This window comes from Peribacillus sp. SRI_006, assembly GCF_057586375.1.
Genome location: NZ_JBYCZT010000007.1, coordinates 227,235 through 251,961 on the forward strand (window position 1 = coordinate 227,235; position 24,727 = coordinate 251,961).

At 41.1% G+C, this 24,727-nt stretch carries 22 protein-coding genes; 20 read left to right on the forward strand and 2 right to left on the reverse strand.

All coding sequences use genetic code 11. From position 1 onward, the window contains the following. Positions 1-29: 29 nt before the first annotated feature. The 10 genes from AC2YHV_RS12405 (at position 30) to AC2YHV_RS12450 (ending at position 12,784) form a co-directional block, all read left to right on the forward strand. The gene (locus AC2YHV_RS12405) at positions 30-260 is read left to right on the forward strand and encodes a hypothetical protein (protein ID WP_034307744.1); all 231 of its coding nucleotides are present in this window, start codon (positions 30-32) and stop codon (positions 258-260) included. Between the two features lie 82 nt (positions 261-342). Further along, entirely contained in the window at positions 343-1,755 is a 1,413-nt protein-coding gene (locus tag AC2YHV_RS12410) for a purine-cytosine permease family protein (protein WP_487373304.1), read from the forward strand. 47 nt (positions 1,756-1,802) lie between these two features. Further along, on the forward strand, positions 1,803-2,792 hold the full coding sequence (locus AC2YHV_RS12415; RefSeq protein WP_098865361.1) for a heme-dependent oxidative N-demethylase family protein: 990 nt from the start codon (positions 1,803-1,805) through the stop codon (positions 2,790-2,792). 12 nt (positions 2,793-2,804) lie between these two features. Further along, a complete protein-coding gene (locus AC2YHV_RS12420; RefSeq protein ID WP_268936328.1) occupies positions 2,805-3,323 on the forward strand; it encodes a hypothetical protein in 519 nt (172 codons plus the stop codon). Between the two features lie 29 nt (positions 3,324-3,352). Continuing rightward, positions 3,353-4,294, forward strand: coding sequence for a PDR/VanB family oxidoreductase (locus tag AC2YHV_RS12425; protein ID WP_145504841.1), 942 nt, complete (start codon positions 3,353-3,355; stop codon positions 4,292-4,294). A gap of 54 nt (positions 4,295-4,348) precedes the next feature. After that, on the forward strand, positions 4,349-5,842 hold the full coding sequence (locus AC2YHV_RS12430) for an aldehyde dehydrogenase family protein (RefSeq protein WP_487373305.1): 1,494 nt from the start codon (positions 4,349-4,351) through the stop codon (positions 5,840-5,842). A gap of 1,215 nt (positions 5,843-7,057) precedes the next feature. Continuing rightward, on the forward strand, positions 7,058-8,662 hold the full coding sequence (locus tag AC2YHV_RS12435; protein WP_487373306.1) for a sigma-54 interaction domain-containing protein: 1,605 nt from the start codon (positions 7,058-7,060) through the stop codon (positions 8,660-8,662). A gap of 131 nt (positions 8,663-8,793) precedes the next feature. Continuing rightward, complete coding sequence (locus tag AC2YHV_RS12440; protein WP_487373307.1) at positions 8,794-9,945, forward strand: iron-containing alcohol dehydrogenase; 1,152 nt, start codon at positions 8,794-8,796, stop codon at positions 9,943-9,945. 14 nt (positions 9,946-9,959) lie between these two features. Continuing rightward, entirely contained in the window at positions 9,960-11,348 is a 1,389-nt protein-coding gene (locus AC2YHV_RS12445) for a solute carrier family 23 protein (protein WP_063575828.1), read from the forward strand. Next, entirely contained in the window at positions 11,345-12,784 is a 1,440-nt protein-coding gene (locus AC2YHV_RS12450) for an NAD-dependent succinate-semialdehyde dehydrogenase (protein WP_400448181.1), read from the forward strand. Before AC2YHV_RS12445 ends, AC2YHV_RS12450 begins: the two co-directional genes overlap by 4 nt. Positions 12,785-12,874: 90 nt before the next feature. On the opposite strand, the gene anmK is transcribed toward AC2YHV_RS12450, so the two are convergent. Then, complete coding sequence (anmK, locus tag AC2YHV_RS12455) at positions 12,875-14,047, reverse strand: anhydro-N-acetylmuramic acid kinase AnmK (protein WP_283930894.1); 1,173 nt, start codon at positions 14,045-14,047, stop codon at positions 12,875-12,877. 163 nt (positions 14,048-14,210) lie between these two features. Then, positions 14,211-15,821: a glycoside hydrolase family 10-like protein gene (locus AC2YHV_RS12460; RefSeq protein ID WP_487373308.1), complete on the reverse strand. Its 1,611-nt coding sequence runs from the start codon at positions 15,819-15,821 to the stop codon at positions 14,211-14,213. A gap of 328 nt (positions 15,822-16,149) precedes the next feature. Here AC2YHV_RS12460 and murQ point away from each other — a divergent pair, with 328 nt between their 5' ends. The 10 genes from murQ (at position 16,150) to AC2YHV_RS12510 (ending at position 24,652) form a co-directional block, all read left to right on the forward strand. Then, entirely contained in the window at positions 16,150-17,034 is an 885-nt protein-coding gene (gene murQ / locus AC2YHV_RS12465; protein ID WP_063575832.1) for an N-acetylmuramic acid 6-phosphate etherase, read from the forward strand. A 42-nt stretch (positions 17,035-17,076) separates the two neighbouring features. Then, positions 17,077-17,382: a PTS sugar transporter subunit IIB gene (locus AC2YHV_RS12470; RefSeq protein ID WP_063575833.1), complete on the forward strand. Its 306-nt coding sequence runs from the start codon at positions 17,077-17,079 to the stop codon at positions 17,380-17,382. Between the two features lie 48 nt (positions 17,383-17,430). Then, positions 17,431-18,720 carry a PTS sugar transporter subunit IIC gene (locus AC2YHV_RS12475; RefSeq protein WP_487373309.1) on the forward strand — a complete coding sequence of 430 codons (1,290 nt, stop codon included), beginning with the start codon at positions 17,431-17,433 and terminating at the stop codon, positions 18,718-18,720. Between the two features lie 69 nt (positions 18,721-18,789). Next, positions 18,790-19,074 (forward strand): hypothetical protein, encoded by a 285-nt coding sequence (locus tag AC2YHV_RS12480; RefSeq protein ID WP_057277887.1) that lies wholly within the window; start codon positions 18,790-18,792, stop codon positions 19,072-19,074. 40 nt (positions 19,075-19,114) lie between these two features. After that, a complete protein-coding gene (locus AC2YHV_RS12485) occupies positions 19,115-20,461 on the forward strand; it encodes a 6-phospho-beta-glucosidase (protein WP_427524500.1) in 1,347 nt (448 codons plus the stop codon). A 79-nt stretch (positions 20,462-20,540) separates the two neighbouring features. Next, positions 20,541-20,870 (forward strand): PTS lactose/cellobiose transporter subunit IIA, encoded by a 330-nt coding sequence (locus tag AC2YHV_RS12490; RefSeq protein ID WP_487373310.1) that lies wholly within the window; start codon positions 20,541-20,543, stop codon positions 20,868-20,870. A gap of 14 nt (positions 20,871-20,884) precedes the next feature. After that, positions 20,885-21,988, forward strand: coding sequence for a DUF871 domain-containing protein (locus AC2YHV_RS12495; protein ID WP_427524503.1), 1,104 nt, complete (start codon positions 20,885-20,887; stop codon positions 21,986-21,988). Positions 21,989-22,022: 34 nt separating this feature from the next. Next, positions 22,023-22,919 (forward strand): N-acetylglucosamine kinase, encoded by an 897-nt coding sequence (locus AC2YHV_RS12500; RefSeq protein WP_487373312.1) that lies wholly within the window; start codon positions 22,023-22,025, stop codon positions 22,917-22,919. Positions 22,920-22,942: 23 nt separating this feature from the next. After that, the gene (locus AC2YHV_RS12505) at positions 22,943-23,809 is read left to right on the forward strand and encodes a MurR/RpiR family transcriptional regulator (RefSeq protein ID WP_054400352.1); all 867 of its coding nucleotides are present in this window, start codon (positions 22,943-22,945) and stop codon (positions 23,807-23,809) included. Between the two features lie 114 nt (positions 23,810-23,923). After that, positions 23,924-24,652: a GntR family transcriptional regulator gene (locus AC2YHV_RS12510; RefSeq protein WP_487373314.1), complete on the forward strand. Its 729-nt coding sequence runs from the start codon at positions 23,924-23,926 to the stop codon at positions 24,650-24,652. Positions 24,653-24,727 lie beyond the last annotated feature (75 nt).

Below are 24,727 nucleotides of genomic sequence, written 5' to 3' on the forward strand. Positions count from 1 at the left end.
CAATAAGTAAAGAGAAGGGACTAGAAAGCATGATTGCAAAGGAGGGAGAAGCGATTTTGAATAAAGAGAATCAGTTCCAACAGAATATCAATTCTGAAGATCCCTTTATTAAAAATCTATATTCAGATTTGAATGAGCGGATCAATGCGTATGAGCAGGAAGATGCCGTGAAAATCGAAAAAATGAAATGGAGTGATGCGACAGGTTCTATTTTTTTCATGATTTTAATCATCGCCTACCTAATCTATTCATTTGTCTAAAATGTTGTCTAGGTCACGAAGAACAATGACAGCCTCATTCCAAGCCATACAATCATTATTTTAATAGTTGGGAGAGAAGCGTGTGAGCAAAGAGAAATCCTCCATTTCAAAGGATGTGGCCTTTGGGTTCTTACCGGCAAGTAAAAACGACCGGATTTTTAACCTACGGGATTTAATTTTAGTTCAAGTTGTTATTGGCCTCTCATCTTTTGGGCTGTTGACTGGCGGATATACAGGTACAATGCTTGACGCGAAGCAGTCACTTGCAGCGATTTTATTCGGTAACGCCTTCCCTATGCTGTTGATTGTTCCCATTACCCTTTATTTTGCGCGTTATGGCATAGACACTTTTGTAGGGTTTCGAAGTTCACTTGGTTATTTAGGATCCAATATCTTTTTCTTTGTTTTTCTTATTTTGACCCTCGGCTACATTTCCATTGCGCTCTTTATGTCCGGCCAGGCGTTGGCAGAGGCTGCTAATTGGCTGGGGATGCCCGCAATTTTTTCAAGCCAAGCAATGGGGGCGCCGTTTTTCTCGATATTACTCTTTATCTGTGCATTTCTTGTAACCGTGAGGGGACCGGTAGCGATTCAAAAATATACCGCAGTGGCCGTGCCGGTTTTTATGGTTCTCATGTTTGGCCTTCTCGCAACTGTCTTGTTTGGACAGGGATTCACGAAAGTTGCCCATATACTTCCTTCTGAACCCTTTGAAACGACTTCTCGTTCATTCGCGACAGCCCTGGAATTAAATATCGGTCTCGGCTTTTCCTGGCTTCCGTATCTTGGCCAATACAGCCGTTTGTCCAAAACAGAAGGAGGCGCATTTAAAGCGGGATTCTACAGCTATGGAATCATCGTCTGTATCGCTGCTTTAGTTGGGGCCCTTGCTGCATTAGTCGCTGGTTCACTTAATCCTTCTGACTGGATGTTTTCCATCGCAGGAAGTTGGGGAGGCTTCATTGGCTTGATTTTACTTTCGGTAGGGAATGTCGGTGCAGCCATTTTCCTTATGTACTCACAAGCTGTCAGCTTTAAAACTGTATTCCCGAAAAAATCATGGATGATTGCGATGGGAACGACCGTACCGACTATATTCTTACTTCTAAGCTCAACGTTCTACGATGCATTTGGCTCATTCATTGCTGTCATTTCCTTCATTATGGCTGTACTTGGCGGCATTGTCGTGGCAGATTACTTTTTTGTAAAGCGCCAACGCATTTCAATAAGGGATTTGTATGACACACAAGGCTCTTATACTTATTGGAAAGGCATTAACCCGTCTGCCGTTCTCACGGTGGTCATTGGAACGATCGTTTACTGGGCACTCTATAATCCATTGACTTTTGAAGCAAGTGACTTTTTCCTTTATACAGCTGCCGGAATTCCAACATACTTTGTCGCTTTAGTCACCTACTATGTTTCATCTAAATACATTTTCCGTTATGAAGTTGACATGGTGCGTCCATCCGTGGAATTAAAGGAAGCTAAGTAGAAAAAAACTCACTTTAAAGAATCTAGGGAACGAGAGGAGATTGTTCAATGTTTACACAAAGTTTAGATTTCAAAACAACAGATTTAGATACATTCCCATTTCCATTCACTTCAGGTAACTATCGTTATTCAAACGACTTGAAAAAACTCTCAAACGTTAACTGTATTGAAGTTACACCAGAATACAAACTCCAAGTGGAAACGAAGCGTCGTCTCCTTGAAGAACAGCCGCATATAAGGTTTCAATCTTTTTCACACACAATGGAAATGCAATGGGAAGTGTTGGAAATGCTGATTGACATGGCAGCTGATCGCTATCCGGAGCATTTCGAGGTCATTAAAGATGGGGACAAATGGACTTTCAAGAACCACATTTTCGGGGAAACCGATTCATTCGTATATGGCGATGCCAGCACGCTTCCAAATGAGCCGCTTGACTATATAGGCCGCCATTTCCATAATGATTTTGTTTTAATGGTTCATCGCGATAGTAATTTCTATTTGGAAGTGGGTCAAGTTTCATACGCTGCACTCTTCTCGGCTAACTGGAATAAAGGGATGTCCTTTGATGAGATACATGCACCTGTTCCATTCGTATCACGGAAAGGAGATGAACTCGCAGATCGCGTTCGTAAGTTTTTATTATCCATCGAGCCAGGAAAGCCATGGACACGCATCAATTGGAACCTGATGGCGGACCGTTGGGATGTTAACTATGAAACGATGGATGTCTGGGGACCGCAACGTTCTGAAATAACTCAGGAAAATGCAGGTAAACTTGTTCGTTTGCGTGTTGAAGAACAAAAATTTTATCGCATGCCACGAAGTAACGCCATTCTATTCGTATTGAATACTCAATTCCTGCCGCTAGAGGATTTGACATTGCGCCAGGAGTGGTTTGATCTGACTTATAGCGTACTGCAGGATATTCCCGGACCAATGGCTGAATACAAAGGAATTGCCCCATTCCTACCACAATCGGTCGAATATTTGAGGAGTATCGATGAAAAGAAAAAAGCGAAAATAAACAATAAGTAGGAGGATAGGGCCTTGTACAATAGTCCAGTATTGTTTGATAAATCCATTACGATCGTAAACAAATTTACCCCTCGGAATGAACGAAGAAAGTTTGTCGTCATTTCCGATCAAGCCGGATATGATCAGGCGAAAAGTTTCACTTCTGAAATTGCAGGTACAGTGCCTATTGAATGTCTATCCATTAACGGAATGGAAGATAAAGAGGAGATTAAGAGAGTCATCCTGTCACAAAGGATGGGCACCCAATTTTATATTGCAGCTGCATGGAACAATGCCGTGATGATCTTCTCGCTCGGAGTGGAGGCTGGTCTATCTGAAGCTGAAATCCAGACGGTGATTATCGGGCCTAAACGACGTTACGTATATTGCATGAAATGTTTCGAAGTGTCGGAAGTCGAAGAAGAAGCAGAAATTGCAGAATGTGACCATTGCAAAGCCAGTCTTGAAATAGGTCCTTTTTATTCAATCGTACGGGAAGGTTATATTGGTTACCCATACATCCCGATCGGAAAAGAAGAAGTAGGGAGCTGATCATCATGCGGGTAGTAGGAAATATTCAAATGAAAGTAAACAAGATCATTCAAGAAACTCCATTCGTGAAACAGTTCGAGTTGATTCCAGTTGATGGAAAGCCGTTGCCTGCATTTACAGGCGGTTCGCATTTGACCACTTACATGCCGGCTGGAGATAAGATTTTCGAGAGAGAGTACTCCCTTATCAGCAACCCAAGGGACCGCAATAAATATGCGATTTCCATTCGGCGTGATGAGGCATCACGCGGAGGTTCGGCTTTCTGGCATGATCAAGTAAAGATAGATTCCAGGTTGGAAGTCAGTTTTCCTAAAAATAACTTCCCTCTCAGCTTTCGAGCTAAGCATCATGCTTTTTATGCAGCTGGAATCGGCATAACCCCATTTCTGGCAATGATGGAAGACATGGCCGCCGAAGGGCAAACCTTCGAACTCCATTATGCTGCACGCACTCCGGAGTTATGTGCTTTTTATGATCTGCTGAAAGCCAAATACAATGATCAATGCACCTTTTATTTTTCGCAGGCAGAAGACAAACGCAGAATGATGCCCGAGACGATGATGGATCATCGCATTGGCACGCACGTCTATTTTTGCGGACCAATCGAGATGGTGCAAGAGTATCGAAAAGCTGCCAGTTCCTATGGTTATCCGGAACATGCGATCCACTTCGAATTATTTGCGGCAAAAAATGATGGGGCGAGAGATCCTTTCATCGTCGACCTTACAGACAGCGATCGGTCCATCCGCGTTCAGGAGGGTGAAACACTGCTTGATGCGCTTTTAAGGGAAGGAATCGATGCACCTTATTCTTGTAAAGTAGGCGGGTGCGGAAGTTGTGAGGTGGATGTTTCAGAAGGTGAAGTGGATCACCGTGATTTCTTCCTTAGCGAAGAAAACCGTCAAACACGGAAATCAATCCTGACATGCTGCTCACGTGCGAAGGACGACAGACTGGTCTTAAAACTGTAACGATTAAATCCCGTACAGATTATAAAAAAATAATGAAAACCGGAGGAATGAAACATGACAATATTAGAAACGGCAGTATTAGAGCTTAAAAATTACATCGACGGTAAGTGGCAGACCTCATCTTCAAATGAAGTAATCCCGGTAATCAATCCTGCAACACAGGAAATCATCGCAAAAGCTCCGCGTGCCACCAAAGAAGATACAGAAAGGGCAATCTCAGTAGCGAAGGCAGCCTTTGAAAGTGGAATCTGGTCAGGCCTAACAGCACAGGAGCGTGCTTCCTACCTATATAAAATCGCTGATAAAATTGATGAACGTGCCGAAGAGTTAACGATTCTTGAAACAATGGACAACGGGAAACTTAAAGCAGAGGCAGGTTTCGATATTGCTGATGCCGCCGCGTGTTTCCGTTACTACGCTGGTTTGGTCCTTCATCCAGAAGGGGAAACGTATCAAGTTCCTTCACCCGTGCAAGCGATGGTTGTTCGTGAGCCAGTAGGTGTAGCCGGTTTGATTGTACCTTGGAATTTCCCACTTCTAATGAGTGTCTGGAAAATCGCACCGGCGCTTGCGGCAGGAAACACCATTGTATATAAACCGGCTGAAGTAACACCTGTAACAGCAATGAAATTATTCGAAATCCTGGAGGAAGCAGGCATCCCGAAAGGTGTGGCTAATATGGTGATGGGCCGCGGCACCGTTGTCGGTCAAACCATCGCGGAAAGCAACGATGTTGACATTGTTTCATTTACAGGAAGTACGGATGTTGGCCGCTCCATCATGAAGGCGGCAGCGGGCAACTTAAAGAAAATTTCCCTTGAGCTTGGCGGTAAATCACCTAACATCGTTTTTGCAGATGCAGATTTAGAGACAGCCGTCGATTATGGATTATTTGGCATCTTCTTCGGTGCCGGTCAAGTTTGTTCATCAGGCAGCCGAATTCTAGTTGAAGAAAGTATTTATGATGAATATGTAAAACGCTATGTTGAACGCGCAAATAAAATTAAAGTTGGACCTGGACTTGCAGAAGACAGCAACATGGGGGCCATTGTCAGCGAAGCGCAAATGAATAGCATTTTGAACTATATTGAAATCGGCAAACAGGAAGGTGCGACACTTGCGGCAGGCGGGTACCGTCTTGTTGATGACGGTCTTGACAAAGGGTACTTCATTGCACCGACTGTCTTCACCGATGTAACACCTGACATGCGCATCGTACAAGAGGAGATCTTCGGTCCAGTCGTTGTCATTCAAAAGTTCAAAGATGAAGAAGAAGCTATTAAACTGGCAAATGATACAGACTACGGACTTGCAGGCGGCGTCTTCACGAACGATGGAGCAAAAGGATTGCGTGTGATCAAGAAGGTACGGGCAGGCATCACATGGGTAAATGATTATCATCCAACATATGTCGAGGCACCATGGGGCGGTTACAAACAGAGCGGGATTGGACGCAGTTTAGGAAAATACGGCTTGGACGAATACCAGGAAATTAAACAAATCAACATCAATCTCGATGTAAAACCCGTCGGCTGGTTTCCAAAATAATCATATGATTAGAGAGGAGACAAACTACTTACCATAATTTAACCAAAGGGGTCCGGAAGTAAAAAATATCGCCCCCTTATGGAATTTCCTTTGAAATTTTGTCCAAGGTTAATCAATGGCAGGTTCGCTGGCTAAAGTAATCATTTCAAGTTGATCTCGGAATAGAATCATGTTTAAAAAGCATACACATCACCTTAAGCTTTAAACCTACTAAAAGAGTTCTATCAAAGTTGTTTGGAACGGAAGGTATGAAACTCCTGCTGGAAAAGCGCGTCCAAGGGAGACAACGCATGCGCAAAGGGCGCCCCGAAGAGGCTCCCGGACCGCCCGCGGAAAGCGAGTGCCTGGAGAGGAAATCAGATCAGATTTTACTAACCTTCAAAAAAGTTCCGGTTGATTTCAGAAATCCAGTAAGGTTGCATTACTAATAAAAAAGTAAAAAATCATGTAGTATAACCAAATTTTTTAAAAACCAAGGGTCAGAGTGAGAGCATTCGGCCCGGTCAGACAATAAATTAATTCAAGAAAAGTCAGTTCACTTAGATTTTTTCTAAAAAACATTCCAGTTGATTGGAACGGAAGGTACGAGACTCCTGCGGGAAAAGCGCGTCCAAGGGAGACCCCGCAGGCACAAAGGTGCCGAGGAGGCTCCCGGACCGCCCGCGGAAAGCGAGTGCCTGGAGAGGAAATCAACGTTCAATTTGTCTACAATCTGAAACCTAATCCAAATACGGATTAGGTTTTTTCAAACTGTCGAGAAACTTTTTAAAACACTTAACAAATAGTTCTTAACCCTTAAAGTATCTGAAATTAAACAATCTTAAGGTATGAGCCATTTCGCAGGCGTTTTTATTATGCAACAAAAGGACAAGTTTTCCTGTGATGAGTGAAAATGGATTTGAGCATAAAAAACACCATTGATATGATAAAAGTAACATACCATTGCCCATTTATCGTTTTAATCAGAAATAGGGCAATGAGATTGAATCGTTTTACCGGTGCAGCATTTATTCTTGGTGTCGTTGATTGTCGTACATAGTATCATTAAAAAGAAAAAGGGAAAAACATTACATAATGCTCACACAATATAATTTAATAAGTTCATTGTCTTCTTTAATTGAATAGACTTGGAAGCCGACAGGACCTTCAAAAAGTCTTCAATCAAGGAGGAAGCGTTCTATCAAATAGTAAAGACCAGCCAGGGAGTGGATATTGATGACTAAGTTTTATTCGGATATGACAGTGGAGGAAGCAATATCTTGTTTCCCGATAGGAAGCACTGAAGTGGAAGTTTTGGATGATTCAGAGGATTTCATCGGATTTTTGACAATAGAGGCTTTATCAGCGGCAGTGCAGCAGAGTGATTTAACGAAGCCCATTTCTCATTTCATTACGGTTAATGCACCGCTGCAAAATTTACGGAATTACTCAATACCATATGATCAATTTCAAGCATTCTTTGAGAGTGATTTATGCAGGGTTGTTTTTAATGCTCTGTATGATGGCGTGTATATCACGGATGGTGATGGAACGACATTATTTATCAATCAAGCCTATCAACGAATTACTGGAATAAGAGAAGAGGAAATCATCGGAAAACCGATGAGTTATTTAATTGAGAAAGGTATGATATCCGTTTCAGCTTCATTGGATTCCATTCGAACGAAGAATCAAGTTACTTTGACACAAAGAATTCGAAATGGAAGAAAGATTATCGTATCGGCCACACCTATTCTATCGCCACAAAATGAAGTCATATTTGTCATAAATAGTGTCAGGGATATTACTGAATTAATCCGGATGAAGTATACGATTGACAGCCAAAAGTTATCTTTCCAACCTATTTCTCAATTATTGCCTGGCTCGGAACAGGTGAATTTACAGGAAATAATCATTGGTCCTTCTACAACTCCTTTATTCAAACTGGCTGATAAAGTGGCTAAAACGGATGCGAAGATCTTGTTACAGGGGGAAACGGGAGTAGGGAAGAGTTTAATCGCCAAGTACATACATGCCAAAAGCTCCAGAAAGGAAAAAATTTTCCTTGAATTAAATTGCGGAGCCATTCCAGCGAACTTGGTGGAATCTGAACTTTTTGGATATGAACCAGGGGCATTTACCGGATCCCTTAAGAATGGAAAAATGGGGATTTTTGAAAAAGTGAATGGTGGCACGTTATTTTTGGACGAAATTGGGGATTTACCTTTAGAGTTACAGGTGAAACTTTTGAAAGTAGTAGAAGAAAACAAGTTTATGAGAGTGGGTTCTACCGAAATGAAAGAAGTGGATGTCAGGTTAATTACAGCCACCCATCGCGATCTAGCCTCCCTCGTGCAAGAAGGATCCTTCCGCGAAGATCTTTATTACCGGCTTAATATCGTTTCCTTTGAAGTCCCTCCTTTACGCCAGAGAAAGGAAGAAACGATCCCGCTTTTAGAAATGTATTTGAAAAAATTCAATGAAAAATATAATGAGAATAAAAAGATGACACCGGAATGCTATGAATGGCTGACGAACTATTCGTGGCCTGGCAATATACGTGAGCTTGCGAGTCTTGCAGAGCGGCTGGTCGTCACGACTTATGATGATACGATTGATTTACCTAATTTACCATCTTTCATCCAGCCGGTCTTATCAAGAAAAACGACAACACATTCTTTGAAGGAAGCCGTTTCCGAGCTGGAGCGTTCACTCATATTGAATGCGATGAAAAAATATGGGACTACAAGGGCCGCTGCCAACTCTTTGGATATCAGTCAAAGCGCTTTGGTGCAAAAAATGAAAAAATTTCACATGCGATTAGAAAACGAATCGAATTAGTTTATTTGATTTGATTTCTACTCATTATTGATCCGGTAACACATGAAAAAAAGGGTTTCTCCCTTATGAATTAAGCGTTTTCACTTTGGCATGATTCCTGCATTAGTAAAAACATGAAAGGGGAGATAACCATGAATATTTCTATATTTTCTATGGCTAACAAATTGGTGACAGGAGCAGACTCTTTACAGCAGCTGACTGATGAGGCTACGCGATTAGGGATGAGGAATCCGTTGATCGTTACAGATAAAGTTTTAGTGGGTGCCGGGGTTGTACAAAGGGTTGAGGATTTACTTTCATCAGCATACGGTATATTCTCGGATGTGAATCCAGAACCGGAAATTGAAATCGTTGAGAATTGTGTACGGACAATCAAGGACGGAAAACATGATGGACTGATTGCGGTAGGCGGTGGAAGTGCGATTGATATTGCAAAAGCCTCTTCCGTCATGGCTACGAATTCAGGCAGCATCGAGACCTATTTCGGTACGAACTTGATTGAAGTTCCAGGTCTCCCTTTAATAGCGATACCCACGACGGCAGGGACCGGGTCAGAAGTGACGAATATTTCGATTTTATCGGACAAAAAAGAACAGGTAAAGAAGGGAATCGTAAGTCCGTACCTTTTACCGGATGTAGCGATTGTATCACCCGTCATGACGCTAACTTGCCCGCCAAGTGTGACTGCTGCGAGTGGAGTGGATGCACTTGTTCATGCGGTCGAGGCCTATATTTCCAAATTTGCTTCGCCCGTTACAGATGCATTGGCAATTGGGGCCATGAAGTTAATCGCAAAAAATTTACCTAAGGCTTATGCTGCGCCAGATAATCTGGAAGCTCGGGAAGCGATGATCACTGGAAGCCTAATGGCAGGGTTAGCTTTTGGCAATGCAGGTGTTGGAGCTGTTCATGCCTTAGCTTATCCGCTTGGAGGCCGCTTCCATTTATCACATGGAGTCAGCAATTCATTATTACTGCCATTTGTCATGAAGTGGAATAAAATTGCCTGTTTGGAAAGGTTTCGCGACATTGCTGAAGCACTTGGAGAGAAAGTCAATCATTTAAATGATGATGAGGCAGCGGATAAAGCGATAGAAGCGATGACCAGAATTTGTCGCTATGTTGATATACCAGAGTCACTAAGTGAATTTGAGATTCCTGAATCGGCTTTAAGTGAAATGGCTGCCGAGGCCATCAAACAAGTCCGTTTACTTCGCAATAATCCCCGTGCATTAAACGTCCGGGATATCGAAAAAATTTACCGTTCAGCCTATGGCTTTTAAGTGGAGGAAACATTATGAAATGGAAAAACCGTCGCTATGGAGAAGAGACATCGTATATACCTGCGGGACCTTTTAAAATTAGACTGCCATTTGTCCATTATCGTTTTGAGTGGCCTGACTATGTTCAAGGGTTATTGATGTGTGCAGTTGATCTTGGAGCGATTACACTGCTTGCAGATCATCTTGGTATGCCTTTTGATGTGGCTCTAGCCGTCGTTGTCTTGAATGGATTATTATACTTGGCGCATCATTTACTCGGGGACCCGGTTATACCAGGTTGGATTACACCTGCGGTTCCATTGCTTGTATTGTTCGTCGGGCAATTTCCGGAGGGGCCTGATCGGGTCTATGCACTCGTTGCGTTTCAATTAACATTAGGTATTTTATCGATATTGCTAGGAATGACCGGACTTGCCAGTAAGGTCGTGCGACTAGTGCCGAATGCAATCAAATCAGGCATTATTTTAGGGGCGGGTATTGGTGCTGTCGTTTCCATTTTTGAAGTGGGTGGAAAGTTTGATTTATTTCCTTATACAATTAGCATTTGTATCGGCTTTGCTTTTTATCTGCTTTTTTCGAAAAGTTTTGGAAAATTGAAAATGCGAAATAAAGTTTGGGTATTCATAGGGAATTTAGGGATATTGCCGGCAATTTTGCTCGCGGTCTTTGTAGCCCCAATTTTTGGAGAAGCAAAATGGCCTGATATCCAATGGGGATTCAGCAGTCCGGATTTTGCTACGCTATGGTCAGACTATACTGTTTTCGGTTTAGGTTTTCCTGCCTTGACCTTCTTTTTAAGTGCGATTCCAGCTGTTTTTGCTACTTATTTAGTCGTATTCGGAGATGTGCTCAAAACAAAAGCGCTGCTTTCTGAATCCGATGAGGTCAGGGAAGATGAAAAGGTGGACTACAATCCAAACAGAGCCCATTTAATTTTTGGCGGCCGAAATGTGATCATGAGTTTTATCGGACCTGATATAACAATGTGCGGTCCGTTGTGGGCAGCCATGCAGGTCGTGGTTGTGGAACGGTTCAAGAATGGCAAGAAAGCCATGAATTCTTTCTTCGGCGGTGCCGGCTCGTTCCGTTGGGGTACGAATACAGGGTTATTCTTATTGCCGGTAGTCAGCCTGGTGGAACCCATTCTCGGTGTCGCCTTGGCCTTGACGCTTTTGGTTCAAGGATATGTTAGCGTACGCGTAGGCGTGATGCAGGCGAAGAGCCAACGCGACCTCGGAATTGCAGGTGTCGTTGCTGCCATCCTTGTTATAAAAGGTGCTGGCATGGCGTTTGCTGCAGGCATTCTATTATGTGCCCTATTATATGGCAAGGACTTTTTCAAAGGAGAGAATGATAAGACTTTTACAGATCATGGAGAAGAAGAGGAGAGTAAAGCATCATGAAAAAAGTAGTGGAAAAATGGCCAATTTATATTAATGGCGCACCTATTCATACAGAAAGTCACTTTGTAGTGGAAAATCCAGCAACATTGGAGCATGTGGGCTATGTTCCGGACGCTAACGAAAAAGAGGCAAAGGCTGCTGTGGATGCAGCTCAAGCTGCTTTTCTGACTTGGTCGAAAACGAGTGCATACCATAGGGCGGAATTACTTGAGAAATGGTATACCATCATTGAGAACAGGCTGGATGAAATCGCAACGATCATGACCCTGGAACAAGGAAAGCCATTGGCAGAGGCAAAAGGTGAAATGAAGTACGCCTCAAGTTTCGTGAAATGGTACGCTGAAGAAGCAAAGCGCAACTATGGGGAAATCATACCAGCCTCCGTTGCATCAAAGCGTATTTTAGTGCAAAAGCAGGCAGTCGGTGTCATTGCTGCCATTACCCCGTGGAATTTTCCTGCTGCCATGATCACGAGAAAAGTGGCGCCAGCTCTTGCTGCGGGATGTACCGTGGTCATAAAACCCGCGGAACAAACGCCTTTGACCGCTTTGCTATTGGTTGAAAGTGCTCATGAAGCGGGCATTCCGGCTGGTGTGATAAATATTGTAACTACACAAAAACCGGGAGATGTATCAGACGTGTGGATGAATGATTCACGTGTTAAGAAGATCACATTTACCGGCTCCACTCCAGTAGGGAAACATTTAATGAAAAAGGCGGCAGAAACAGTGAAAAAAGTCTCGCTTGAACTCGGTGGATTGGCTCCGTTCATCATTGCTGAGGATGCGAATATCGAAGAAGCAGTAAATGGTTTGATTCAATCGAAATTCAGGAATGCTGGACAAACATGTATTTGTGCGAACAGGATATTCGTCCATGAGACAATTGAACAGCCGTTTTTACAAGCTTTCGAACAAGCTGTTTTAGCTTTGAAGGTTGGAAATGGAATGGAAGGAGCCGATCTTGGTCCATTGATAGATGGAGCTGCAGTTAAAAAGGTTCGGCTTCAGTTGGAGGATGCTGCAAGTAAGGGCGCCATCCTCCATAACACCTCAAGAGTCGATGAAAAACAAGGCCATTTCATAGCACCAGCCATACTTTCCAATGTAACGGATGATATGCTGTGCATGCAGGAAGAAACGTTTGGGCCAATTGCGCCAGTCAGTACATTCAAAACCGATCAAGAAGCGATAGATCGAGCCAATAACACGAATTTTGGCTTGGCAGCTTATGTGTATACCGAGTCACTTAATAAGGCGGTTGCCTACTCGGAAGCACTTGAATATGGGATTGTCGGTATTAATGACAGTGCCCCATCCACTGCACAAGCGCCATTTGGAGGCATGAAGGAAAGCGGTATAGGCAGGGAAGGCGGACACTACGGCATGGATGAATATTTAGAAGTGAAGTATGTCTCCATGCAGCTTGGCAAGTAAAAAAACAGAAGGGTCCGCCATGATTCTTAAGGCAAAAAAAGAGTGGAAGGCACATCAATTATCGATGTGCCTTCCACTCTTTTTCAATGGTTAAAATGCAATTTTACGTCCCTTCAGATAGGAAGGAGGAAAGGTCATGTTTCCAAGGATGACATCGAAGTCAGCACCGGTAGCCATGGGAACGTTACTTGTATGACCATGGAAAGTCTCATTTGCAAGTAATGCAAAGGCCACCGCTTCTTTCGCTTCAGAAGAGTATCCCAACTCTTCTTGAGTCAAAACTCGAATAGAATTTCCAAGCAGTGATTGAATCATGTTTAATAACGTTTTGTTATAGCTGCCACCGCCGCCAATGATCACTTCTTCAATACTGGTTTTTGGAAAGATGAAATTTCGATAGTTTTCCACAATGGACTTTGCTGTAAACATCGTTACTGTTGCCAAAATATCTTGGTTTGGAAGCGATTCAAACATCTTTAATAGTTTTACTACATATTGCTTTCCAAACAATTCCCTGCCGGTTGATTTAGGTGGAGGGCTCATAATATAAGGATGACTGATACAATAAGATAAAAGTTCGTCATTGATTTGTCCTTGTTTAGCTATGTTTCCACCTTCGTCATAGCTTATATTGAACAATTGGCGGCATACTTCATCAATGATCATATTCCCAGGCCCTGTATCAAAAGCGTACATGTCATCCAAAGATGCTTGCTTGGGTAAGACGGTTACATTTCCAATGCCACCTATGTTTTGAAGTAATCGTCCCTTTGCTTCACTTCTATAAAGAATGTATTCGGTAAAAGGAACAAGAGGAGCTCCTTGTCCACCAGCAGCCATGTCCATCGTCCGGAAATTAGAGATTACAAGTGTGTTTGTATCGTGAGCAATTACTGCAGCTTCCCCAATTTGCAAAGTGGAGGGTATATAATTTTGTTCTTTTAAAGGCTGGTGGTAAATGGTTTGTCCATGGGATCCAATAAGATCAAGTTTATTAATGGGAAGTCCAGCTTTATGACAAACTTCCTTTACGGCATTGGCAAATAATTTCCCTAATTTAAAATTCAAACTGCATATTAACTGCACATTGGATGTATCTGCAGATAAAGACTGCATAATTTCTTTTTCAATTTCTTTTGGAAACGGGCATGTCATGAACTCAATCATTTCGATTTCAGTTTCGAGTCCACTTTTATTCACCCGAACGAGTGCGGCATCAATTCCATCCAGTGATGTTCCTGACATTAATCCAACTATGTACATCGTCATTCCACCTACTTCGATTCTTTTTTCATCCTGATATAGCATAATATACAACAGTGTATGCTATTAAGATAAAACCTTTTCCAATATATTGTTTATGGTTGCTTTACGTCCATTGTTCACTGAGAAGGGCCTTTTAAACTATAATGCTATTTCTTGAAGATCATTGTACTTTTATATCAATCTGTTTAGTTTGTTTGCTTTCATTGTGGGTGCGGTCCAATGCTGTCACAACATATGTGTAAGTCTTTCCTTTTTCTACACTGCCGTCATTAAACAATTGACTTGTATTTTCCTTATGCACTGTGGCAAGTAAGTTCGTTGAATCTTCAATGTTTCCTTTTTTCTTCCCATCAAAACGATAAATGGCATAATAGGTTGCATCTGATTGCTTATGATCTTGAATTTCGAATTGTATCCCATCTCCTGATTGTGTGGCCTTGCTCACCTTTGGGGCCTTTGGTGCATGATCATCAATCCAAGGCATGGCTGGAACCAATGCGGGATGCTTATAAATATCCTCGCTTAAGCGATCCGCTATCCCAAGAGGGTTTTTCCGTAAATCCTTGGCACTGAAATGCATGCTTCCATCAAATTCCTTATATGTTCGATTCAGTTTTAACTGGTTGGGCATTTCTTCAGGGTTGAACCAGTTTTGCACACCATTGGACTCTGTATTAATTTTATAGTCTCCCTGTCCAATATAGAGTTGAACATTTTTTCCTGCGACTTCTTTTGTCCACCAATCTAGAAGTTTAGCATAGTCAGCTACTGGCAATCCTATATTCCAATATAATTGAGGGGCAATATAATCAATGTATCCATTATTGATCCATGTTCGGGTATCTGCATATAAATCATCATAATTCGTTTGTCCAGCGGCAGTATCAGAACCTGTGGGATCAACTGCTTTGTTGCGCCAAACTCCAAATGGACTTATACCAAACTTCACAAAAGATTTTTCTTCCTTGATTTCTTCGTTTATATTCTTAACAAGGTTATTTACATTATCCCTGCGCCAATCTTCAACATTTGTAAATCTATCTGCTCCATATTTTTGATAGGAAATATCATCTGGGAAAGGTACTCCTGCAATCTTGTAAGGATAGAAATAATCGTCCATATGGACTGCATCGATATCATAATTCTTAACAACTTCCAATATTCCATCGATCACAAACCGTTGTACGCCAGGAATGCCTGGGTCAAAGTACAATTGCTGTCCATATGGTATGACCCAATCCGGATGCTTTCTAGCAGGATGAGATTCTGGAAGATTATCAATATCCGCTAGTTCAGCTGTTTTACCTAAAGGCATCGTAATGCGGTACGGATTAAACCACGCATGGAATTCCATATTACGATCATGTGCCGCTTCTACCATGAATGCAAGAGGGTCATACCCAGGATCTTTTCCTTGGACCCCTGTTAAATATTTTGACCAAAGACCGTATTCAGAAGGATAAAAAGCATCCGCAGTGGGTTTGATTTGCATAACGACAGCATTCATCCCCATCGCTTTTTGTTCATCCAAATATTTTATGAATTCTTCTTTCTGTGCTGATATGGATAAACCAGGTTTGGACGGCCAGTCAATATTTAACACACTTGCAATCCAAGTTGCCCGCAGTTCCTGTTTTACATAAGTGGTTGCTTGCGGGATTGTCCCTGATTCTGCATTTGCAATCAAATCAGCTGGAAGGAGAAGTGATCCTCCCACCAAAGCGGCTAGTGCCAATGAACCCAATTTTTTCTTTGTAATTCTTTCATGCATCAATAGTACAACCTCATTTCATTACTAATATTTATATTTAATTATTTGTAAGCGTTAACAAATAATGAATATATGAATTTGTCATCTATGAATAGTGAGATAAGATCTAACAATAAAAAGAATCGTAGGTTTGGTTCACTAAATGGCTACTCGGTTTACATTTTTTATTTTTAGCAGAAAGATAACAATCAATTAGTTATCTTACTTTTATTTTAAAATTAAATTTTAAAAATGTATATACAATATTGAAATTAAATTTTAATAGTGATATAGTCTCTTTAGCTAATAAAGTTTCACCTCACCACTGAAATAAAAAAGGATGATATGTATGCTAGAGCATTTAACGACAGAGAGTCGTAATGAAAAGACCATGAGTTTAGATGAAATGGGAACTCTTGAATTTTTAGAAGTGATGAACGAAGAAGACATTAAAGTTGCCCATTGTGTAAAAAAAGAACTTCCGCAAATTTCTAAAGCTGTGGACATGATCGTTGAAGCCATGAATAAAAACGGCAGATTAATTTACATGGGTGCAGGAACAAGCGGGCGCATCGGTTTATTGGATGCAGTAGAATGTCCCCCGACATTCAATACCGATCCGAGTGAAGTAGTGGGTCTCATAGCTGGTGGGGAAAAGGCTTTCATTAAGGCGGTTGAAGGTGCTGAAGACAGTTTTGAATTAGGTCCTGAAGATTTGAAGAAAATCGAATTGACAAACAGGGACGTCGTAGTGGGCATTGCAGCTAGTGGACGCACTCCATATGTTATTGCTGGATTGGAATATGCCAATCAAGTTGGTGCAGGAACTGTGTCGATAAGCTGTAACAAAGGTTCCGAAATAGGTAAGATTGCAAAAGTTGCGATTGAAGTGGTAAATGGGCCTGAAGTCCTGACGGGTTCTACACGTTTAAAAGCTGGAACATCGCAAAAGTTAGTATGCAATATGCTTTCCACCGCCTCAATGGTTGGAGTTGGAAAAGTTTATGGGAATTTAATGGTAGATTTACAGTTAACTAATGAAAAGCTGGTTGAACGTGCAAAACGTATTATCATGGATGCTACTGACTGCAGCTATGAAATTGCAGATGAATTTTTAGAAAAGGCACATGCCCAGCCTAAAATCGCCATTGTCATGATTTTAACGAATGTATCATATGAAGAAGCGTCAAATCGTTTAGTGAAGGCACAAGGATTCATAAGAAAAACGATTTAACGCTTTTTATAAAAAAAAATCAAAAAATTGGAGGAACAAATAATGAAGGTATTATTCGTATGTTCAGGTGGAATGTCCAGTGCAATCGTTGTAAGCGCTTTAAAAAAGGAAGGGGAAAAACAGGGTATAAACATAGAAGTATTGGCGGTCGGCACACAAGAATTCGATGCAGAAGTACGAAATGGCTGGGATGTTGCGATGGTAGCTCCGCAAGTCAAACATCGTTTCGACGGCTTTAAGGCTTCTGCAGATGAAGCGGGCGTCCCATGTGAAGCCATTCCAGCTCAAGCCTACAGCCCTCTTGGCGGACCTAAGCTACTTAAACTTGTAACGGAACTAGTAAAATAATAAACTGACCACTATTCTTATCACTAAACGTAAAAGGGGAAAACACGAATGGACAAGTTTGTAGCTTTTTTAGAAAATAATCTTTCAACACCTATGGCTAAATTGTCTGAGCAAAAGCATTTACGCGCAATTAGGGATGGTGTGGTTTCCGCGTTACCATTCATCATCTTTGGCAGTTTATTCTTGATCATTGCATTTCCGCCCGTTGCAGCAGATACTGCATTAGGTGAATGGTCTGCAAAACATATAGCTGAAATTTTAATTCCATATCGATTAACGATGTTTATCATGACGCTATATATTACTTTTGGTATTGGCTACAGCTTATCTCAAAGCTATAAACTTGATCCGCTATCTGGAGGTTTACTATCATTGGCAGCCTTCTTGTTCACAATTGGTGTAAAAATGATGGATGATGTGGGGTTTGTTTTGCCAATGACAAATCTCGGTGGCCATGGCCTTTTTGTAGGAATGCTTGTATCCATTTTTGCTGTCGAAATTCTACGTTTTTGTAAAATAAAAAATATCACGATTAAAATGCCGGATTCTGTTCCAACTTCAGTAGCCCGCTCATTTGAAGCATTAATTCCAGTTTCAATTGTCCTGCTTGTCATGACTTTAATTACAGTCGTTTTTGCTGTTGATTTACATTCACTTGTTGATAAAGCGGTTGCACCGCTCATCAGTGCTGGCGATACATTGCCAGGTGTATTAATTCCAGTATTTTTGATTACATTCTTCTGGTCATTTGGTATTCACGGCGTATCGGTAGTAGGTGCCGTAGCTCGTCCGGTATGGGAAGTATACTTGGGGAATAACTCGGCAGCAGTTGCAGCTGGAAAGGCAATTCCCCACATAGCACCTGAAACATTCTTCCAATGGTTTATTTGGATTGGTGGATCTGGTGCAACATTGGGATTAGTAATAGCCATGCTCTTAACGGCGAAGTCCAGCTATAGTAAAGCAATGGGGAAAGCAACAATTGTGCCGAGCATTTTTAACATCAATGAACCTGTTATCTTTGGGATGCCGATTGTACTAAACCCGGTACTGATTATTCCATTCATCATTACACCGCTGATTGGAGCAACACTTGCATATATAGCAACGTCCATCGGACTTGTGAACCCGACATATGTAATGGTTCCTTGGACATTGCCCGCTCCAATAGGTGCCTACCTTTCAACGGGCGGGGATTGGAGAGCCATTGTTCTCGTGATGGTGAATTTAACCATTTCGGTCCTTATATATCTGCCATTCTTTAAGATGTACGATAAAAAGCTTTTAGCACAGGAAAACATGGTAGAAACAACGGATAATAAAAATATCGCTTTATAAGGAATAACTAAAAGGGAGTTTGGGACTAATGCTCCAAACTCCTTTTATAAATTGAGAGGAGGAAAGGACATGAATTCAACATCCAGAATTCACTTTTTTAGTTACAAAAGTGCCTTTCTATTTTTTGGCTTCATTCTTGTTTTTAATTTTATCTTTAACGGATTAATGGATGCCTTTGAGATAAATAAACAATTATCACTGTACTTAGGAAATACCTTTGCCATAAGCGCAGGATTGACGATGGTTGTTTGTTTTGTTGAAGGTAAGTTTAAAAACAAGAAACAAGCAACGCTATTATTCTTGTCTTTATTAGCGGTAAGTGCACTGGTTTGTTATGCAATAATCTATAAATGAATGAAGAATCCAGATTAGCTTACGATGAGGTGTTGGGGAAATGGAAATGGAAAAAGGGCTGAAGATTGCCACAATCGGTGGAGGCTCCAGTTATACGCCAGAATTAATAGAAGGATTTATAAAACGATATGATGAGTTGCCTATTAGGGAACTGTGGTTAGTGGATATTGAGGCAGGAAAAGAAAAACTGGAGATTGTAGGAACCTTGGCAAAACGGATGGTTGAAAAAGCAGGACTTCCAATGGAAATACATCTAACGTTAGACCGCCGTCAAGCCTTGCAAGATGCTGATTTTGTCACAACTCAAATGAGAGTGGGTTTACTTGATGCACGAATCAAGGACGAGAGGATCCCGTTGGAATTAGGATTAATTGGTCAAGAAACAAATGGGGCAGGAGGATTGTCCAAGGCATTACGAACGATACCCATACTTCTGGAAATTGCAGAAGAAATGGAGGAGCTCTGCCCTGAAGCATGGTTAATTAACTTCACAAATCCAGCGGGGATGGTAACGGAAGCCCTGCTCCGCTACAGTAAACATAAAAAAGTCATTGGAGTATGCAATGTTCCATTTAATATGCATATGTCTATTTCTAGCATGCTTGGTGTCGATATGAAGAGAGTGCACATAGATTTCGCCGGTTTAAACCACATGGTATTCGGGATGCATGTGTTCGTTGATGATCAAGAAGTAACAGATAAAGTGCTTGAAATGCTTGGCAATCCTGAAATTCAGCTGACAATGAAGAATATTGCCCCATTGGCTTGGAACAGAAGGTTTTTGAAATCTTTAGGAGTGGTGCCTTGCCCGTACCATCGGTATTATTACAAAACAAAAACGATTTTAGAAGAAGAGTTGGAAGCATTCAAATCAGGGAAAACCCGAGCTGAAGTTGTGAAAAAATTAGAAGAAGGTTTATTTGACCTATACAAGGATGAAACCCTTGACATCAAGCCTCCACAACTAGAGCAGCGCGGTGGAGCTTACTATAGTGATGCAGCATGTAACGTCATTTCTTCTATTTATAATGATAAAAAAGACATTCAAGTGCTAAATGTACAAAACAAAGGATCGCTTACTGATATTGATTATGATTCAGCAGTCGAAGTAAGCTGTATCGTCACAAAGAATGGACCAATTCCTTTGGCTATCGGTAAATTACCCGTACAAGTGCATGGCTTGATCCAACAAATCAAATCATTTGAGAGAATTGGTGCTGAGGCAGCCGTTACAGGTTCTTATGATAAAGCGTTATTGGCTTTAACGATCAACCCGCTCATCCCAAGTGATGACCTGGCGGAAATGGTTTTACAAAAACTTTTAAAAGCGCATGAAGAATACTTACCGCGATTCTTCAGTGAAAGTGCTGTTCCGAACATCAAGTGAATGGTGTTTTAACTAGTGAATCTGGATTACAGAAATCCAATGAACCTTCATAATCTAACATAAATGGGAGTGTAATGATATGTCAACTGAACTGAACAATAACGAAATGGAAATTTTTGAAATAATATCACATAGTGGAAATGCAAGAGGATTAGCATTCGAAGCACTGAAAGAAGCGGAAGAATTTAATTTTGAAAAGGCAGAGGAACTAATTAAACAAGGCCAGGAAGAATTGAACAGTGCCCATAAGACACAAACCAAGCTCATTCAAGCAGAATTGAATGGAGTTCCAAGTGAGAAAACTTTATTGATGATTCATGCTCAAGATCACTTGATGACTGCAATGAGCGAACAAAAACTAATAGAACACATGATTCGCATAGTAAAAAAGCTAGCCCCACAACAGTAAAGAGGTGATTGAAAATGGGTAAACTCGGTATATCTATCTATCCAGAGCATTCAACCGTTGAAAAAGACATGGAATACATTGCACTTGCACACAAATATGGCTTCAAAAAGATCTTTACTTGCTTGCTTTCTGTAGAAGGAGACAAAGAGAAGATTTTAAAAGAATTTAAAGAAACGATTCATTATGCCAATCAATTGAATATGGAAGTGATGGTCGATATTGCTCCCCGAGTATTCGGTTCACTAGGCATTTCGTATAATGACTTATCATTCTTTGCAGAATTAGGCGCGTATGGAATCAGGCTGGACATGGGTTTTACAGGCAACGAAGAGTCGATCATGACACATAATCCATATGGTCTAAAAATTGAAATAAACATGAGTAATGCAACGAAGTATCTAGAAAATATCATGGATTACAAACCAAATATAGAACATTTAGTTGGATCGCACAACTTCTATCCCCATCGCTATGCAGGATTGAGCTATCCACATTTCATTAAATGCTGTGAGTCATTCAAAAAGCATAATATCCGCACGGCAGCTTTCATAAGCTCACATGCAGCAACGTACGGACCTTGGCCTATAATGGAAGGATTATGTACCTTGGAAATGCACCGGGAATTACCGATTACAACACAAGCGAAACATTTGTATGCAACAGGATTGATTGATGATGTAATCATAGCAAATGCTTACGCATCTGAAGATGAATTGAAACAGCTTAGCTTGTTAAACAGCGGTCTGTTAACATTTAATGTTAACCTTCACGAAACCATAACAGATTTGGAGAAAAAAATAGTATTGGAAGAATTCCATTTTTACCGTGGAGATGTTTCCGATTATCTAATTCGCTCGACTCAATCACGAGTGAAATATAAGAGCGAAGAATTTAAACCAACATATACGCCTGATATTAGACGCGGTGATATATTAATTGAAAACGAGCTCTATGGACAATATAAAGGGGAATTGCAGATTGCATTGAAGGAAATGAAGAATTCGGGGAAAACGAATGTAGTAGGCCGAATAGCAGAAGAGGAGATTTTTCTCCTCGATTATTTGGAACCATGGGGGAAATTCCAATTCAATATTAATGGATCAGGGAAGGAACGGTGATATTCCTTCCTTTTTTACTGAATAGGAGAATGACATGAATTATATTATCGGTGTTGACGGCGGAGGGACCAAAACTGAAGCAGTGGCTTATGATATGGATGGTAATAAAATTAGTGAAGGCAGAGCGGGGTTTGGAAACCTGCTTATTAATGAAAAACAAGCCACCGCTAACATTATACAGGCAATTGAACAAACCATGACTCCTATTGATGATGGCAGCTGCCTATACATTTGTTTAGGATTAGCCGGGTATGGAGGAGTTGAAAATCCGCAGGGCATAAAAAGTGCATTAAGCAAGGCATTTAAGGTGCCGTTCACCATTGTAAATGATGCAATTATCGCTCATGCTGCTTTGCTAAAAGGAAATGATGGCATTTTGACCATATCCGGAACGGGATCTGTAAGTATCGGCATCCATGAAGGAATCGAGAAATCGGCTGGTGGATGGGGACACATTCTTGGGGATGAAGGAAGTGGCTATTGGATCGCCATGCAGGCTTTTATAAGAATGACGCAAGAAGAGGATGAAGGGTATGAATATAGCCATTTAACCGAGTCGATACTGAAAAAACTTGGCTATGTTAATGTAATGGAACTGAAGAAATTCATTTATTCTGCCACGAAATCCGAGATAGCCGCGTTTGTTCCCCTAATAGTCCAACATGCGGAGAAGGGGGATGGCTTCTCGCAAAATATTCTGAATCAGGCCGGGTACCACCTTGCAAAACAAACGCTTGAGGTTATCAAGAAGTTAAAGTTGTGCGAGAATGTTACAATTGCATTAAAAGGTAGCATATTGTCTAATGTACCATTGGTGCAAAGCTCATTCATCAATCATATTAAACTTGAAAACCCAAATGTGAAATTTGTTTTAGAAGACGTATCAGCTACCTTGGGTTGTTACTACATAGCAATGAAGCATTTAAAGTAAGTAGATCAAGGAGAGTAAATCATATGCACGGCGAAAATATTATATTGAGAATTGAAAGTTTATTGAACCAATTGCCCAAATCAGAAAAGAAAATTGCACAATATATTTTAGAAAATCCCAAAGATATAGTAAGAATGACGATACATGAATTGGCCGACCATGCCAACGCAAGCAGTTCGGCAGTAACGAGGTTCTGTCATTCCATAAAAGTTAATAGTTTTTCAGAACTGAAGGTATCCCTATCATCCCTGATTTCCCAGCCGGAGAAAAAAGGTTTCCATGACATTGAGCCTAATGAAACAATAGCATCGATTAAAAATAAAATTGTGTCCAACTCTGTCCAGGCCATACAAGAAACGGCACATTATTTGGATGAGGCCGTTCTTGACAATATCATTGAAACCATGAGGAGTGCAGACGTGATTTATGTCTATGGCTTAGGGGCATCATGGCTCGTTGCTGAAGATATTACACAGAAATGGTTACGGTTAGGAAAGATTGTAAGTGCCAATCAAGACCCGCATATTACGGCCACTGCACTTGCTGCATCATCAAAGAATACCGTTTTTTTCTGTATATCCAATAGTGGCGAAACTGAAGAAATTCTGGAACTCGTTGATATTGCTAAAGCATATGGCATTAAAACAATTGGTTTATCGCGATTGGGGAATAATGGACTAACTAAAAAAGTTGATATGTCACTAAATCATGTCCGTGCACCGGAGGCTAAATTCCGAAGTGCTGCAACAAGTTCGCTATTTGCCCAATTTCTAACGGTCAGCATTATTTTCTATGCGTATGTTTCTAAATACTATAATGAAAATAAAAACGAAATTGAACGTTCAAGGGAATCGGTACTGAAATTCACAAAAAGGAATGTGGATACCTAAATGTGGGCCTAATAAAATGGATAAAATCAACGAACCTAAGTTTTAGCTTGAGATGTTTCCGATCAGGATGCCTTGTAAAAATATACATCACGATGAAAGGAAGATGTAAGCTGAATGATCCAAAAGAGTTCTCCGAGTCCCATTTATCATCAACTTGAAGAGGAGATTAAAGGAGCGATTCAAAGTCTTGAATTGGTGCCAGGAGAGATGATTCCTTCAGAAAAAGAATACACTGAAAAATATGGCATAAGCAGGATGACGGTGAGACAGGCCATTTCTAACCTCGTGAATGGCGGTTATTTATACAGACAGCGCGGAAAAGGAACCTTTGTTGCCGAACAAAAATCGGAGCCGCCTTTGCAAGGTCTGACTAACTTTACAGAGGATATGATTTCAAGAGGACTTAAACCAAGTACGCGAGTTATCAGCTTTACTGAGGTCAAGGCAGATCATGAACTTGCTGCAAATCTTGAGGTTGAAGCAGGAACTGCTATTTTCGAACTGGAACGTGTAAGGCTTGCTGATCGGTTGCCGATGGCATATGAAAAGCTATACATCCGTAAAGATCATGCCCTGGACCTTACGGAAGAAATAGCTGTAAGTGCCATTCATGATTATGTTGAAAAAAAGTTCGGCTTAAAAATCCAGCATGGCAGACAGGTAATTGAAGCCGCCATCGCTCAAAAAAAAGAGGCGGAAATGCTCGGGGTAGCTGAAGGTTCCCCTGTATTGCTGATAGATCGAAGAATTACCCTTGAAACGAATCAACCACTTGCGGTTGTCAGATCTGTCTACCGGGCTGATCGATATATATTCAAAATCAATTTGGAGCGGTTATCGTGAGCAAAATGGGAGTAATAATCCCGTTTACAAAAAGATTACTAAAAAACCCCCCCTGCCCAGATATGGACAAGGGGG